Here is a 14,021-nt window from a genome sequence, read left to right on the forward strand (position 1 = left end):
CCAGGGCCTGACCATGACAATCGCAGCGGCGATGATAACCGCGCTGCTTGTCGCCGACTTCAACAATGTCTGGTCGCCCATCGCCATGGTGAGCGGACTACCTATCAGACAAATTGCCACGCCGACCGCGCAGACGATGCGACGATCGGCGAGGTGGCCCAGTCGGGATGCGAGCCCCAGCGGGAATCAACACCATCGCGAGGAATGCTCCGGCGAGGACAATCGTCGGGTACTGAGCACTCCATGCTTCCAACCCTGGGGTATTGACAACGAGCGCGAAGAACGCGCACCACAACCCGAACAAGAGCGGGCCTTGGCCGGTCCTCGGCGTAGGTGGCATTCTCTGCGTAGCGACAGTCTCGGCGTTCGCCAGCATTGCAGGCGTCCACGTGGGAGCTGCGGACGGACCACCAGCCGGTGCAAAGAGATCGGTGCTCATGGCGTGGACAACCGCCTGCGCGAATTCGGTGCAGGAATTGAACCGATGACTCGGGTTCTTCGCCATGGCACGCGCGACGACCATGTCCAGTCCGGGTGGCAAGCCCGGGCGTCGTTCCGAAACAGCGGGTTCGTTGTCGGGTTCGTCGGTGGCGGTCCATGCGGGGGCGCCGCTGTAGCTGCCGGGGTTGTTCTCGGCTTCCTGGCCGCGGGCATTCAGTGAGCCGGCGGGATTCGGTGTTGCGCCGGATAGTGTTCCGGCGTCTTCGGGTGCGGCGGGAGCCTGGCTGCTAGACGAGGAAGGCTCGCCGGTGCCAACCGCGCCGGATGAGGTGTTGTCGGTGACGACCGGGATACCGTTCTCGTTGAGAGTAAGGCCGTATTCGTATGCAGTGCCGGTGGAGTCGGTCGTAGTGAGCTCGAGCTGCCCGTCTTCGCCGGTCGCCAAGCTGAGCGTCGTTCCGGCGATACTGAATTCGGTAGTGCTGTTCCCACTGAACAACGAGCTCAGCTGCCCGATTCCGGTGGTGATCGAAGTGCCGAGCGAACTGAGGCCCATGCCGATCGATTGGGCGATCGATTCGGCCGAACCCGTCGATCCCGAGGTCAGGCTCGATCATGCGAGTTCGAGACCCAGTGCCGACAGCTCGCGGCACCGATCCGACGCCAAGGTGCCCTGACGGTGTTCGCGCTATCCCGAGCATCGAGTATTGCGCCGATGACGAGCTGTCATATCCAGTCCCTCGCAGCGATCTCGATGGCGGCCCCAGCCGGGCGGCTTCACTGAGGCTGTGCCGCAACGGCTTTCGGGATCCGCAGCCGGTGGGTCAGGGTGGCGAGGGCGGCAGCAACGGGGGACGCGGCCATAATGATGGTGCCGGGGAGGTAGGTGTTGCCCGGGCCGAGGCTGCCGCGACGATGGAGCATGAACTCATCGAGGGTGACGACGATGGTTGCGGCCGTGCCCAATTGGTTCCACCAACGACCACGCCAGCAAAGGCTCTGCACACGCGAAGCCGTCGTGGGGACGAACGACGCGTTCTGGCTCATGGCAGTCGGCTAGAGCCGCAACCCCCAGATTCGACGCTGCCCTTGCGCGGCGCTGATCCGTGTGAGGTCGAGTGCGATGCCGTCGGTGCTCGACGCGTAGGGCACAAGTAGTTCGATGGCGATCCCGCTGCGGTGCTCGATGTGCACCTCGATCGCGTCCTCGCCGCTGGCCGGGATGTCGACATCCATCGCGACCGCGAACGCGCGCAATTCCCCGGCATCGCGACCGAAGGTCAGCGCATCGTGGATCGCGTTCTTCGACGTGCTGACACTGTCTGTCGTCCGAGCGGCCCGCTGACCGGCATCGTTGATGACGAATGCGAACGGCGAGAACGATCGGTGTTGCCGCAGCTCTGATTGGGCGAAATCAACGCAATCGGCGAAAAGGTCGTCCACGTCGTCTTGCACCTGCTGTGAGGCATTGTCGCGCCACCGCATCCAAGTCCGCTTCCCCGAGTCGCTTTGCTCTACTACTGTGAACCACGACGATACGCTCGGTCTCGCTCGGGCGTGATGCTGGGATAGGAAGTGCCCGCGTGGGGGACGAGTTATCGGTCGCGCCCGAGAAGGTTCGGGCCGCGGCCACACGCTTGATGGGTTTGCACGCGACGCTGTCAGCGGCCGCTAGCGACATCGACAGCAAGAACACGAGTTTGTACGACAGCTGGACCGGCAGCGCCGCGAACTCGATGAAACAGATCTGGCAACGCGACTTCGGCGAGCTCAGAGCCTTTATCAACGAACTCACCGACATGTCAACGAAGCTGACTACGGTAGCCGATCAGATTGCGGCTTCCGATATCGCCAACAGCGACGCGATTACCCAGGCCCCACTACCAGGTGTCCAGCAACCGGGTGATGGGCAGGACACGTGATGGCGGCGTTCAGCTACAACCTCGATGATCTGGCGAACTTCTCGACCTCGCTCGATGCCTTCCTCCGCGCCGTGACCGACGAACTATCCGGTGCGAAGTCGGCCGTCGACGAGCTCCGCGCGGGTGGGTTCAGCGGAGCAGCGGCCGAAGCGTTCGACCAAGTCCACACCACCTGGCAGACCAACGGTGCCCGGCTCGTCGCGCAGCTAGGCGACTACCGGCTCAAGATCGACAACGCTCACCACAACTACACCCAGGCACGGCAGGTCAACGCCGAGATCCTCGGACGACCTGCGATCTGACCATGGGCAATGTGGATCCTGCCGCGTATTACGTCGCGGCCGCTCGGCTTGCCCAATCCAGTCGCGAGCTCGAAGCCTTCTTGCGAATCCTTGATGTCAGCCTTGATGTCGCGCGCTCGGCTGGCGTGCATGAGGCGGGAGTGCGCTGGTCAACCAGTTACGACCAGTCGGCCTCGGATGTATTCGAGCTGGGCTCGCTCACCGCCCTCGCTGCCGGGGAACTCGCCAAGCAGGTCCATCAGTCCGGTGCGAATTACGACACCAACGAATCTGCGACCGACCCCAATCAGTCAGGAGCCGACCAAACATCGGCCCCAAGCGTCACCACGATCGTTGATGCCCTACACCCCAAGCAGATTTCGGCCGGCGGGACCGGAGACAGGCCAGCGCATTGGGACAAGATCGCCGACCAAGTCACCAAGAAGTGGCCAGACTGCGACTTCGCTCGGATCAAAACCGCAGGCGAGAAGTTCCAGATCTTCGGCGAACACGCCGAAACCGACGCGATCAGCATGTTCAACGACGTCAAAGGGCACCTCTACGACCAAACCGAAGTCGAAGTCGAAGGCATCCTCGAGGAAGTCGCGCTCATCGCGACGGCGTACCGAGACACTGGCACCATCGCCAAAGCATTACGCGCGGCGTGCACCGAAGTCGGTGACAAGTCCGACACCGAACGCCAACAGGTCCAAGCGATTCTGAACAGCCTGGTCACCTCACTAGCGGCGCTGGACGTTGCACAAGCCGCTCCCGGAGGAGAAGGCGGCGACGTCGGATACACCACTGCCAAGAACGCGCTCATCCGCCAAGCCGCGACCGATTTCGACACGCTCATGGTCGAACTCGACACCTTCGTCGCAACGGCGATCAACTCCAACACCGGCATCTACACCACAGCGACAGCCTCCTCGCGACTGTTGACGGGGATTATCGAGCGGACACCGCGTAACACCGACCCGATCCACAACGGCGATACCAGAGATAGCGGTGCCACCGGGCAACAAGGCGAAGACCGGGCAGGGATACCACGAGGAAAGAAAGAAGAAGTTGTTGTCAACGGACGAGTCCGTGCCCCCGACCACATAGACACCCAGCTCGGTCAGGTCACCGAGGTCAAGAACAAGAACAAGCTCGACAGTCGCGACACCGCGCAGATCACCGATATGGTCGACTACGCCAACAGCAAGGGCTACTCGCCGATCCTGGTCACCGATCACCGCACTCAGCTCACGCCCGATGTTCAGAAGCTCGTCGATGAAGGCAAGATCACGTTGATCCGGAAGGAGCTCGATGACAACGCCGACCTCTGACGCACCGAGCGAAAACGATCTCGCCCACCTCATCGCCGAGCTCGACCGGTTCATCGACACCCTGGCTACAGGCATTGCCGAAGCCGGTCTGGAACCAGGTTCGGCGTTGTCAACCGTCGAGGGCTCGGCAGCGGACCTGGCGGACTGGCAGCGTCGCGGACAACAGCAACTGGCCAACCTTCGTCAGTATCGAAAGCGGCTCGCCGCCTTCCATATCCACCAACTCGCTATCGCCAAGACCACCCCGACGGCGGCTGACCGCGGTGAGCGGCGCGCGACACCATCCACCGCTGCGTCCCCACCGGTCATCACCTACCCTGGCATGCCCCATGGTGAGGACTGGCTCACCAACCTACCGGCGTGGTTCCATGACGGACGCAACGGCTACGACCTGCGACTTGTCCGCGACCTCGCCGCCGTCGGAGTACGCGCCTACGGGCTCAGCGACCTCGCGAAGCTCCCTACCATCCCGCCCGCTATCCCAGTCTTCCTCGACTGGCTCGCCCACCTGGACGACAAGATCCCCGGGCCTGAGGAATGGGGACGGTTCAACACAGCCGAACATCACAAGGCGTGCATTCGCGCGGACCTCATCCGCAACCTCAACGACCCGGCCGCACACGGCAACCGCGCCGCCATAGACCTACTTGTCGACCAACTACGTCGACGCCCTCCGCTTGCCGAGGATGTCCGATACTGGGCCGGGTCGGGGCTGGCCACGACCGCGGAATCGAGCGATTTCGACCTGGTCGCCACCGTGATCTCCGAACAACCGCCTGGTGATGTCGTTATCGCGGCGCTCATGCGTTTCATCGGCCGCCATCCGACACCGGCTGCGAAGGAGATCGCGTTGGCTCACCTTGAACATCCCCACACCCGAAATTTCGCGATCGAAGCGCTTGGCCAGATGAAGGCGCCCGGTGTGCGGGCACTCATTCAGCCCTACCTAGTAGATTCCGACGCGTATACCCGCGACGAAGCCAAGAAAGCAATAGCGAGACTGCCCGAATAGGTCCGCACCAACGTCACGCCGCGTGCACCGATTCATTCCTGTCGCACCGGCGTTCGGACGTTGTGGGACAGGAGAACAGATGCGATCGACAACAGTGCTCGCGCTGCTCGTGATATCCCCCGTCGCGCTCGGTGCCTGCGGGTTCAGTGGTGACCACCCCGGAAAACCGGCGATGTCCACCGCCGTGCTGTGGGACCCGTGCACGGCGGTATCGGCCGAGTTGCTGCGGCGGATGCATGTCGATCCGGAGACCAAGACCTCGACCGCGACATCGCGAGACGACTGGAAGTACTGCACCTGGCACGACTGAAGGCAGTGTGGGTGTCGCACCTCGGCATCCGATCCACGGTCTATCCACTCGACGCCGTCAAACGAACCAAACCCACGGCTACCGAGACGACGGTGGGCCAGCGTGTCGGAATCCAGGATCGAACAGCCGAACGTGAGTGTGAGGTCGTGCTCGGGCTCGGGACCGGCTCGGTGTTCATTCGCATCGAGGACGCCCCTGCAGCACATAATCCGGCAGACCAATGCGCACGCGCACTGGAAGCTGCGACTATCCTCGCACCCAGCCTTCCCTGACGGGCCGGAGATCGGGTTCAGAACTACTGGTGTCTGAGACTTCGTCGAAGGTATCCGCGACATGAGCAGATAGCATCGGAAATATCCACAGACTTCCTGCCCGAAGGATCATTAGGGTATGCATGCCGATATCGAAGGATTCCGTATTGACTGAGCTCGAGGATCGCTGGATACTACCGCTTCGCGGCCAAGTGGTTATATCAACCACGTGGTGCGCCAATGTCATGGAATTGACCACCGCTCGTATTATTTCCTCGGTTGGATTCAATTCCGGGACGCTCCGTGTGAAATTTGAGAATGGCTGGACGTTGCTAGCTCGCAAGGATGATGCGACCGCCTCTGTCCGGTTCGGCGATGACAGTTTGTGGCGTCAAACGCCTTCCGGGAGTGTGCTGGATTAATTATCGACAGCGCATTGTGTGCCCACTCCGTCGCGGTCGCAACTGTTCGCAACGAAAGAGGCGATGCGGAAAGGTAGGGCCACACCGGAGAAGGCGTCGTGCGTTGAAGCGGTATCCGTGGGCATCGGGGCCGATGAGTATCCGGAGACGGGCGGCATGGTAGGTCGATGACAGAGCGCTGCGACTGCTCACTTCGGCAGGGAGGCCTGATCCCGGGTTCGGCGAACGATCTGGAGGCGGTGCGCGAGGCGGATCCATCGGGGGAAGGAGATCGGCGTCCACGACGTGCTGACAGCCGCGACCGCGATGAGTTTCGGGGACAGATACCTACCGCGAACGTGCGCCATTACGAGCGCACTCCCGGACTCGATGTGTGTGAAGTGCGGTTCCGCTGAACGGCTTTCAGCCCTTGATGAGCTTGGCGATCGTGCCGACGGACAGTTTCGGGGTTTCCACCTCGACCTCGGCGTGAGGGTCGATGACCGTGGTGTGGGGGATGGTGGCTTCGGGGTCGGCGAAGGGTTTGTATTTCTTCTCGCCCAGGAGGGTGGTGAGGAGGTAGCCGGTGAGGAGGGCTCGGGTGGCCTTGTCGGTTTTGTATTCGTAGCGGCCTGCGCCGAGGGCGGCGAAGAGGCGGCGGCCTTCGATGATGCCGTTGGGGGTGGCGCCGTCGAGGCGGCGCAGGAGACAGGGGCCCGACCAGGCGGTGGCCAGGGGACGGGCGTTGGAGTTGAGGGAGTCGACGTCGTCGCCGGTGAGGATGAGGGCGGGGACGTCGAGGTCGGGGGCGATGTGCTCCGCGGTGGGGGAGGTGGGCGCGGGGAAGAGGGCGGCGACGGTGGCGACGGGGCGTTGGGCGGCGGCGATCACGGCGGCGCCCGCGCCCATGCCGTGACCGGCCAGGGCGAGGCGGTCGGGATGGACGCTGATGGTGCCGTCGCCGAGGCGGACCTTGCTCACGATGTCGAGGGTGGTGAGCAGGTCGGTGGCGAGGTCGAGGTGTGACGGGATCGGTCCGCGTTCGGTGTCGGGGGCGGCGACCACGAAACCCCACGACGCGATGTGCTCGAGCAGGCCCTTGTAGTTCTCGGCGCTGGTCAGCCAGCTGTGCGCGAACGCGACGGCGGGCAGGTTCAGCCCCGACTCCGGGGTATAGACGACGCCGGGTTGGCCGGCGATGCCGAGATTGCCACGCAGCACCCGGTGAGGACCGCGCATGGACAGGGTGCTCAGGAGCGATTTCACGGAGTCCGACACGGCGTGAAGACTAGCCGATCAGTAGGGTGGGGGACCATGTGCGGAATCGTTGGCTACGTCGGATACCGGGATGCGCTCGGCGTTGTCGTCGACGCGCTGCGTCGCATGGAGTACCGGGGCTACGACTCCGCCGGGGTGGCGATTCTCGACGGCAACGGGGGTCTCGCGGTCGAACGCAAGGCGGGGCGGCTGGCGAATCTGGAAGCCGAACTCGACGAGGCGGGCGCGGAGAAATTCGCCGGGACCAGCGGAATGGGGCACACCCGCTGGGCCACGCACGGCGCGCCGACCGACCGCAACGCCCACCCGCACCGCGATCCCTCCGGCAAGCTCGCCGTGGTCCACAACGGCATCATCGAGAACTTCGTACCGCTGCGTCGCGAGCTGGAGGACGCCGGGATCGAGCTGCTCAGCGACACCGACACCGAGGTCGCGGTGCATCTGGTGGCGCGCGCGTACGCCGAGGGGCCGACCGCCGGTGACTTCACCGCGAGCGTGCTCGCCGTGCTTCGCCGCCTCGACGGCGCGTTCACGCTGGTGTTCACCCATGCGGATCATCCGGGCACGATCGTCGCGGCCCGGCAGTCGACGCCGCTGGTCGTCGGGGTCGGGCAGGGCGAGATGTTCATCGCCTCCGACGTCACCGCGTTCATCGAGCACACCCGCGAAGCCGTGGAGCTCGGTCAGAACCAGGCCGTCGTGATCACCGCCGACAGCTACACCGTCACCGACTTCGACGGCAATTCCGACGTGACGAGCAGGCCGTTCACCATCGACTGGGACCTGGCCGCCGCCGAGAAGGGCGGCCACGACTACTTCATGCTCAAGGAGATCGAGGAGCAGCCGACCGCTGTCGCCGACACCCTGATCGGGCATTTCGTCGTCGACGAGAACGGCGGGCGGATCGTGCTCGACGAACAGCGCCTCGCCGACCAGGAACTGCGCGAATTCGACAAGGTGTTCGTGGTGGCGTGCGGCAGTTCCTACCACGCGGGTCTGCTGGCCAAATACGCCATCGAGCACTGGACGCGGGTGCCGGTGGAAGTGGAGCTGGCCAGCGAATTCCGTTACCGCGACCCGGTGCTGGACCGGTCGACGCTTGTGGTCGCGATCTCGCAGTCGGGGGAGACCGCCGACACGCTGGAAGCGGTGCGCCACGCCAAGGAGCAGAAGGCGCGCGTGCTCGCGATATGCAACACCAACGGCGCGCAGATCCCGCGCGAGTCCGACGCGGTGATCTACACCCGCACCGGGCCCGAGATCGGCGTGGCCTCGACCAAGGCGTTCCTGGCGCAGGTGGCCGCCAACTATCTGGTCGGCCTGGCGCTGGCGCAGGCGCGCGGCACCAAGTATCCCGACGAGGTGGCCCGCGAGTTCGCCGAGCTCGAGTCGATGCCGAAGCTGATCGCGCGGGTGCTCGACACCGCGCCGCAGGTGCGTGCCATCGCCCGCGAGCTGGCGCATGTGCCGACGGTGCTGTTCCTGGGCCGCCACGTGGGTTACCCGGTGGCGCTCGAGGGTGCGCTCAAGCTCAAGGAACTGGCCTACATGCATGCCGAGGGTTTCGCGGCGGGTGAGCTCAAGCACGGCCCGATCGCGCTGATCGAAGACGGTCTGCCGGTGATCGTGGTGATGCCGTCGCCGAAGGGGCGCGCGGTGCTGCATTCCAAGCTGCTCAGCAACATTCGCGAGATCCAGGCCCGCGGGGCGCGCACGATCGTGATCGCGGAGGAAGGCGACGACACGGTCCGCCCGTTCGCCGACGACCTCATCGAGATCCCGGTCGCCCCGACCCTGTTCCAGCCGTTGCTGTCGACGGTTCCGTTGCAGATCTTCGCCGCCGAGGTGGCCCAAGCACGCGGCTACGACGTCGACAAGCCGCGCAACCTGGCGAAGTCCGTCACCGTCGAATAGGGTCTATTCGACGGTGATCTGGCCGCGCATGTCGGGGTGCAGGGAGCACAGGTAGCGGTAGGTGCCGGGCTGGGTGAAGGTGTAGGACCATTCGCCCTTGTCGATGATGGGGCTGTTGATGCCCATCGCCTTGTCGCCGATGCCCTGCACGTTGTGGGGTGCCTTGTCGGAGAACTTCCAGGTGACGGTTTGACCGACCTTGATCGTCGCCTGGGCCGGGCTGTACTTCATGTCGCTGACCTCGACCGTGAGGGCGGCGTCCACCTGGACGCTCGGCGTGGTCGTGGTGCTGACCGGGCGGGGTTTGCGGGTTGTGGTGGTGGCGGCGTTGTCCGCGTCGCCGGAACAACCGGCGGCGAGCAGGGCGGCGACCACGGTGAATCCGGCGGCAACCCGTGCGGCGCGGTGACGAACCATCGACATGGTTGTGCAGCGTAGTCTGCGAACGATCGCGGGACGGTCGTGGCCCGCGCGGGCGCAGGCGGGAGGCGAACGATGGTTGCTCGGCGTGACTATTTCACCGTCGATCAGGTGCGGGCGGCCGAGGCGGAACTGTTCACCCGGGTACCCGACGGTGTGCCGATGCGGCGCGCGGCGTTCGGGTTGGCGCGGGTGGTCGTCGATGAATTGCGTTCGGGCACAGGGGGAGTGGTCGGGCGTTCGGTGGGCGTGCTGGTCGGGTCGGGTGACAACGGGGGTGACGGGTTGTGGGCCGGTGCGATGCTGCGGCGGCGAGGGGTGGCGGTGCAGGCGGTGCTGCTGAATCCCGAGCGCGCGCATGCGCAGGGGCTCAGTGCTTTTCGGCGCGCCGGTGGGCGGGTGGTCGATCGACTGGGCGAAGTCGACATGGTGGTCGATGCGATCGTCGGAATTTCCGGCAAGGGGCCTTTGCGGCCCGCTGCAGCGGAAATGGTTGCCGCCGTTGACGGTCCGATCATCGCTGCCGATCTGCCGAGCGGTGTCGACCCGAACACCGGGGCTGTCGACGGACCTGCCGTGCGGGCTGATGTGACAGTGACGTTCGGGGCGTACAAACCGGTACACGCGCTGGAACCCGCACGCTGCGGACGAATCATCCTGGTGCCCATCGGCTTACGGCCGGCCAATGCCACGCTGGCGCAACTCGATCCGGCCGAAGTCGGCGCCGGATGGCCGGTGCCGGGACCGTTCGACGACAAGTACACCCAGGGCGTGACCGGCGTCTGCGCGGGCAGCGCGGAGTATCCGGGCGCCGGGGTGCTGTGCACGGGTGCCGCTGTGGCGGCCACCTCGGGAATGGTGCGGTACGCCGGGAGAGACACCGAGGTGGTGCGCCAACTCCCGGAAGTCGTTGCCGCGCCGAGTATTCAGGAGACGGGCCGGGTACAGGCGTGGGTTTTCGGGCCCGGTGCCGGAACGGACAAGCGGGACGATCTCGCCCGGGTGCTCGCCACGGATCTCCCGGTGATCATCGACGCCGACGGCCTCACCATCCTCTCCCGCGAACCCGACCTGGTGCGCGGCAGGCAGGCCCCGACCGTCCTCACCCCGCACGCCGGGGAATTCGCCCGCCTCGCAGGCACCAGCCCCGATCCTGACCGGGTGGCAGCGGTCCGCGCCCTCGCCGAGCAATGGGGCGTGACGGTACTGCTGAAGGGCCGCGCCACCATCATCGCCACCCCCGGCGAGACCACCCTGGTCAGCGACGCGGGCGCATCGTGGGCCGCCACCGCCGGCTCCGGCGACATACTCGCGGGCATCATCGGCGCCCTGCTCGCCGCGGGCAAACCTCCGACCTGGGCCGCGGCCGCCGCAGCCCGGGTCCACGCCCTCGCCGCCAACCTGGCCGCCCACGACTCACAAACCGCAGGCGCACCCATCTCGGCGACCCCTTTGCTCAACCATGTCCGGCCGGCGGTGCGACTACTCCGGGAACTCGCCCCGACCCGCGACACTCAGGCAACTTGAGTGTCGCCCTCGGCGAGGCGATCGAAGACCCGCCGGTGGTAGCGACCGTCGGCTTCGTGCAAGCCGCGCTGACGCCACTGTGGGGCGGAACCGCCCTGCGTCGCGGGAAGGCAGAACTGCTGGCCTAGAGTCGACGGCAGGCGGAAGCGCGGACATGGGTAACTCACCGGGTACGGGCTGCCCCGGCCACGCTTCACAAGCTTGCCGCGTCCCATGATGCTCCGAGCCCGAGTCTGGCCAAAAGTCCCGGAGAGGCGGAAAGGCAGGCGGAACAGTGCAAGTGGAGACGGTTATCGACCTCGACGCCATTGCTCACAACGTGCGTGTGCTGCGTGGATTCGCCGGCGACGCCGGGGTGATGGTCGTGGTCAAGGCCGACGGATACAACCACGGTGCCGTCGAGGTCGCGCGTGCCGCGCTGGGGGCGGGCGCGCGGGAACTCGGCGTCACCACGGTCGCCGAGGCGCTGGAATTGCGGGCCGCGGGGATCGACGCGCCGATCCTGTGCTGGCTCAACACCATCGACGCCGACTACGGCGCCGCGATCGTGGCCGATGTCGAGATCGGGGTGTCCTCGCTCGAGCAGTTGCGGGTGGTCGAGCAGGCCGCGCGCCGGGTCGGCCGCGCCGGGACGGTCTCGCTCAAGGTCGATACCGGACTGAACCGCAACGGTGTCGCGGTGACCGAATATCCCCAGGTCCTCGCGGCCTTGCGCAGCCTGGTCGACAACGGTGTGCTGCGGTTTCGCGCCATCTTCTCCCACCTCGCGCACGCCGACGAACCGGGCAACCCCGGCATCGACCGGCAGCGGGAACGGTTCCTCGAGGCCATCGCGCTGGCCAAGGAGCACGGCCTCGAGCCCGAGCTGGTTCACCTGTCGAACTCGGCCGCCACCCTCACCCGCCCCGATCTGCGCTTCGACCTGGTCCGGCCGGGTATCGCGGTCTACGGGCTCTCCCCGATCCCGGAGCTGGGCGACTTCGGATTGCGGCCCGCGATGACCCTGCAGGCCGAGGTCACCCTGGTCAAAAGGGTGGCTGCCGGGGAGGGCGTGTCCTACGGGCACCGGTGGATCGCGCCGCGCGACACCACCGTCGCCCTGGTACCCGCCGGATACGCCGACGGTGTGTTCCGTTCGCTCAGTGGGCGTTTCGAAGTGTGGCTCGGCGGCGCGCTGCACCGTAATGTCGGAAGGGTGTGCATGGACCAGTTCATGGTCGACCTGGGCGACAACGTCGGCAATGTGCGCGCGGGCGACCGGGCAGTGCTGTTCGGTGGCGGCGCGGGACACCCGCACGCCCTGGACTGGGCGCGGCTGCTCGACACCATCGACTACGAGATCGTGTGCTCGCCGCGCGGTCGCGCGGTCCGCCGCTACGTGGGGACCGGTCGATGAGGCGCCGTCAGGTGGTGCGCGGCGGGTTCGCCACCGCCGGCGTGCTCGGTGCCCTCGCGCTCGCCCACACGCTGCGCCGCATCGGCGCGCGGGTGCGCTGGCCCGCCGAACGTGACGAGTATCGCGATGAGAACTTCGCCCTGATCGATGAGGACGAGCCAGGTGAGGTCCGCGCCGACGACGGTGTGTCGCTGGCCACCCGCACCTACGGCGACGACATCGCCGAGGTGACGCTCGTCTTCGTCCACGGCTTCTGCAACAGCATGGACTCGTTCCATTTCCAGCGCCGCGACCTGGCCCAGCAGTGGGGTCCGCGGATCCGGATGGTGTTCTTCGACCAGCGCGGCCACGGCCGCTCCGGCACGCCGAGCACCGACAGCTGCACCATCGCCCAGCTCGGCCGCGACGTGGCGACCGTGATCCGCACCTGCGCGCCGAAGGGGCCGGTGGTGCTCGTCGGTCATTCGCTCGGCGGGATGGCGGTGCTCGCGGCGGCCGCGCAGTTCCCCGAACTGTTCGCCGCCAGGGTGGTCGGGGTCGCCCTGCTCAACACCGCCGCTGCCGAGGTCACTTCGACCGGCGTGCTGCAGCTGCTGCGGCATCCGGCGCTCGGCGTTTTCGGGCTGGCCGTACGGTCGGCGCCCGCGCTGGTGCAGTTCGGGCGCTCGGCGAGCAAGCACGTGGTGACGCCGATCCTGCACGTCAGCTCGTTCCACGGGCCGGTGAGTCCCACGCTGTCGCGATTCACCACCATGATGATCGACCGCACACCCGTCGCCACGGTCGAGAAGTTCCTGAAAACGATCGAGCTGCACGATGAATCGGCCGCGCTGCCGATACTGAACAAGCTGCCCGTGCTCGTCCTCGGCGGCGCGCACGACATGGTGATCCCGTTCGAGAACTCGCGCCTGCTCGCCGAGGCACTGCCCAACTGCGAGCTGGTGAGGATCGGTGAGGGAGCACACATGCCGCACCTGCAGTTCCCGCAGGTGGCCCTCGACGCGCTCGACCGGCTGCTCGCCCGCGCGGGCGCCGAGAGCTTCGGCGGGGAGGCCGTCGGTGGCTGACCCACGCACCCGCGTCCTGCCGTCCGTCGACGACACCGAGGCACTCGGCCGCGAACTCGCGCAGGCACTGCGCCCCGGCGATCTGGTGGTGCTCGACGGCCCGCTCGGCGCAGGCAAGACCGCATTGACCAGAGGCATCGCCGCAGGTCTCGGTGTGCAGGGACGGGTGAGCTCGCCGACATTCATCATCGCCCGCGCCCACCGCGCCGGGCAGCGGCCCGACGGCTCGCCCGGGGTGCCGATGGTTCACGTCGACGCCTACCGGCTCGCCGGCGACCTCGACGAGCTCGATTCCCTCGACCTCGACACCGACCTGAACCACGCGGTGGTCGTCGTGGAGTGGGGCAAGGGCGTGGTCGAACACCTCGCCGACCGGCATCTGCGCGTGCAATTGGTGCGGGAACCGGAATCCGATGTGCGCACGGCGATCTGGGAATGGATCGGCTGACGCGCGCGGACCCGATCCACCA

Annotated in this window: 16 protein-coding genes; 11 read left to right on the forward strand and 5 right to left on the reverse strand. The window is 66.3% G+C overall.

From position 1 onward, the window contains the following. Positions 1-97 precede the first annotated feature (97 nt). From LDL21_RS24845 to LDL21_RS24855, 3 genes are all read right to left on the reverse strand, one after another. Complete coding sequence (locus LDL21_RS24845; protein WP_225281976.1) at positions 98-997, reverse strand: hypothetical protein; 900 nt, start codon at positions 995-997, stop codon at positions 98-100. A gap of 221 nt (positions 998-1,218) precedes the next feature. Continuing rightward, entirely contained in the window at positions 1,219-1,488 is a 270-nt protein-coding gene (locus tag LDL21_RS24850; RefSeq protein ID WP_225281977.1) for a hypothetical protein, read from the reverse strand. Positions 1,489-1,497: 9 nt separating this feature from the next. After that, positions 1,498-1,896 carry a hypothetical protein gene (locus LDL21_RS24855; protein WP_225281978.1) on the reverse strand — a complete coding sequence of 133 codons (399 nt, stop codon included), beginning with the start codon at positions 1,894-1,896 and terminating at the stop codon, positions 1,498-1,500. 128 nt (positions 1,897-2,024) lie between these two features. On the opposite strand from LDL21_RS24855, the gene LDL21_RS24860 reads away from it, so the two are divergent. The 5 genes from LDL21_RS24860 (at position 2,025) to LDL21_RS24880 (ending at position 5,297) form a co-directional block, all read left to right on the forward strand. Next, positions 2,025-2,363, forward strand: coding sequence for a WXG100 family type VII secretion target (locus tag LDL21_RS24860; RefSeq protein ID WP_225281979.1), 339 nt, complete (start codon positions 2,025-2,027; stop codon positions 2,361-2,363). Then, positions 2,363-2,665: a WXG100 family type VII secretion target gene (locus LDL21_RS24865; protein WP_225281980.1), complete on the forward strand. Its 303-nt coding sequence runs from the start codon at positions 2,363-2,365 to the stop codon at positions 2,663-2,665. Before LDL21_RS24860 ends, LDL21_RS24865 begins: the two co-directional genes overlap by 1 nt. A gap of 2 nt (positions 2,666-2,667) precedes the next feature. Next, on the forward strand, positions 2,668-3,975 hold the full coding sequence (locus LDL21_RS24870; protein WP_225281981.1) for a putative toxin: 1,308 nt from the start codon (positions 2,668-2,670) through the stop codon (positions 3,973-3,975). After that, entirely contained in the window at positions 3,956-4,987 is a 1,032-nt protein-coding gene (locus tag LDL21_RS24875) for a HEAT repeat domain-containing protein (RefSeq protein ID WP_225281982.1), read from the forward strand. The genes LDL21_RS24870 and LDL21_RS24875 overlap by 20 nt, the downstream gene beginning before the upstream one ends. A gap of 79 nt (positions 4,988-5,066) precedes the next feature. After that, positions 5,067-5,297 carry a hypothetical protein gene (locus LDL21_RS24880; protein WP_225281983.1) on the forward strand — a complete coding sequence of 77 codons (231 nt, stop codon included), beginning with the start codon at positions 5,067-5,069 and terminating at the stop codon, positions 5,295-5,297. 1,075 nt (positions 5,298-6,372) lie between these two features. Here the strand turns inward: LDL21_RS24880 and LDL21_RS24885 are convergent. Continuing rightward, positions 6,373-7,227 (reverse strand): alpha/beta hydrolase, encoded by an 855-nt coding sequence (locus LDL21_RS24885; protein WP_225281984.1) that lies wholly within the window; start codon positions 7,225-7,227, stop codon positions 6,373-6,375. 36 nt (positions 7,228-7,263) lie between these two features. On the opposite strand from LDL21_RS24885, the gene glmS reads away from it, so the two are divergent. Beyond that, positions 7,264-9,141: a glutamine--fructose-6-phosphate transaminase (isomerizing) gene (glmS, locus tag LDL21_RS24890; protein WP_225281985.1), complete on the forward strand. Its 1,878-nt coding sequence runs from the start codon at positions 7,264-7,266 to the stop codon at positions 9,139-9,141. A 3-nt stretch (positions 9,142-9,144) separates the two neighbouring features. On the opposite strand, the gene LDL21_RS24895 is transcribed toward glmS, so the two are convergent. Next, entirely contained in the window at positions 9,145-9,564 is a 420-nt protein-coding gene (locus LDL21_RS24895) for a cupredoxin domain-containing protein (protein ID WP_225281986.1), read from the reverse strand. A gap of 72 nt (positions 9,565-9,636) precedes the next feature. Here LDL21_RS24895 and LDL21_RS24900 point away from each other — a divergent pair, with 72 nt between their 5' ends. The 5 genes from LDL21_RS24900 to tsaE all read left to right on the forward strand — a co-directional run bounded on the left by LDL21_RS24900 (position 9,637) and on the right by tsaE (position 13,999). Beyond that, entirely contained in the window at positions 9,637-11,088 is a 1,452-nt protein-coding gene (locus LDL21_RS24900; RefSeq protein ID WP_225281987.1) for an NAD(P)H-hydrate dehydratase, read from the forward strand. Then, positions 11,085-11,216 (forward strand): hypothetical protein, encoded by a 132-nt coding sequence (locus LDL21_RS29885; protein ID WP_255675496.1) that lies wholly within the window; start codon positions 11,085-11,087, stop codon positions 11,214-11,216. Before LDL21_RS24900 ends, LDL21_RS29885 begins: the two co-directional genes overlap by 4 nt. Before the next feature lie 146 nt (positions 11,217-11,362). Further along, positions 11,363-12,484, forward strand: a complete 1,122-nt coding sequence (gene alr / locus LDL21_RS24905; protein WP_225281988.1) for an alanine racemase — start codon at positions 11,363-11,365, stop codon at positions 12,482-12,484. Beyond that, complete coding sequence (locus LDL21_RS24910; protein WP_225281989.1) at positions 12,481-13,551, forward strand: alpha/beta fold hydrolase; 1,071 nt, start codon at positions 12,481-12,483, stop codon at positions 13,549-13,551. Before alr ends, LDL21_RS24910 begins: the two co-directional genes overlap by 4 nt. Continuing rightward, positions 13,544-13,999: a tRNA (adenosine(37)-N6)-threonylcarbamoyltransferase complex ATPase subunit type 1 TsaE gene (tsaE, locus tag LDL21_RS24915; protein ID WP_225281990.1), complete on the forward strand. Its 456-nt coding sequence runs from the start codon at positions 13,544-13,546 to the stop codon at positions 13,997-13,999. Before LDL21_RS24910 ends, tsaE begins: the two co-directional genes overlap by 8 nt. Positions 14,000-14,021 lie beyond the last annotated feature (22 nt).

Origin of the sequence: Nocardia rosealba (assembly GCF_020216065.1) — a bacterium.
Taxonomy (GTDB): Bacteria; Actinomycetota; Actinomycetes; order Mycobacteriales; family Mycobacteriaceae; genus Nocardia; species Nocardia rosealba.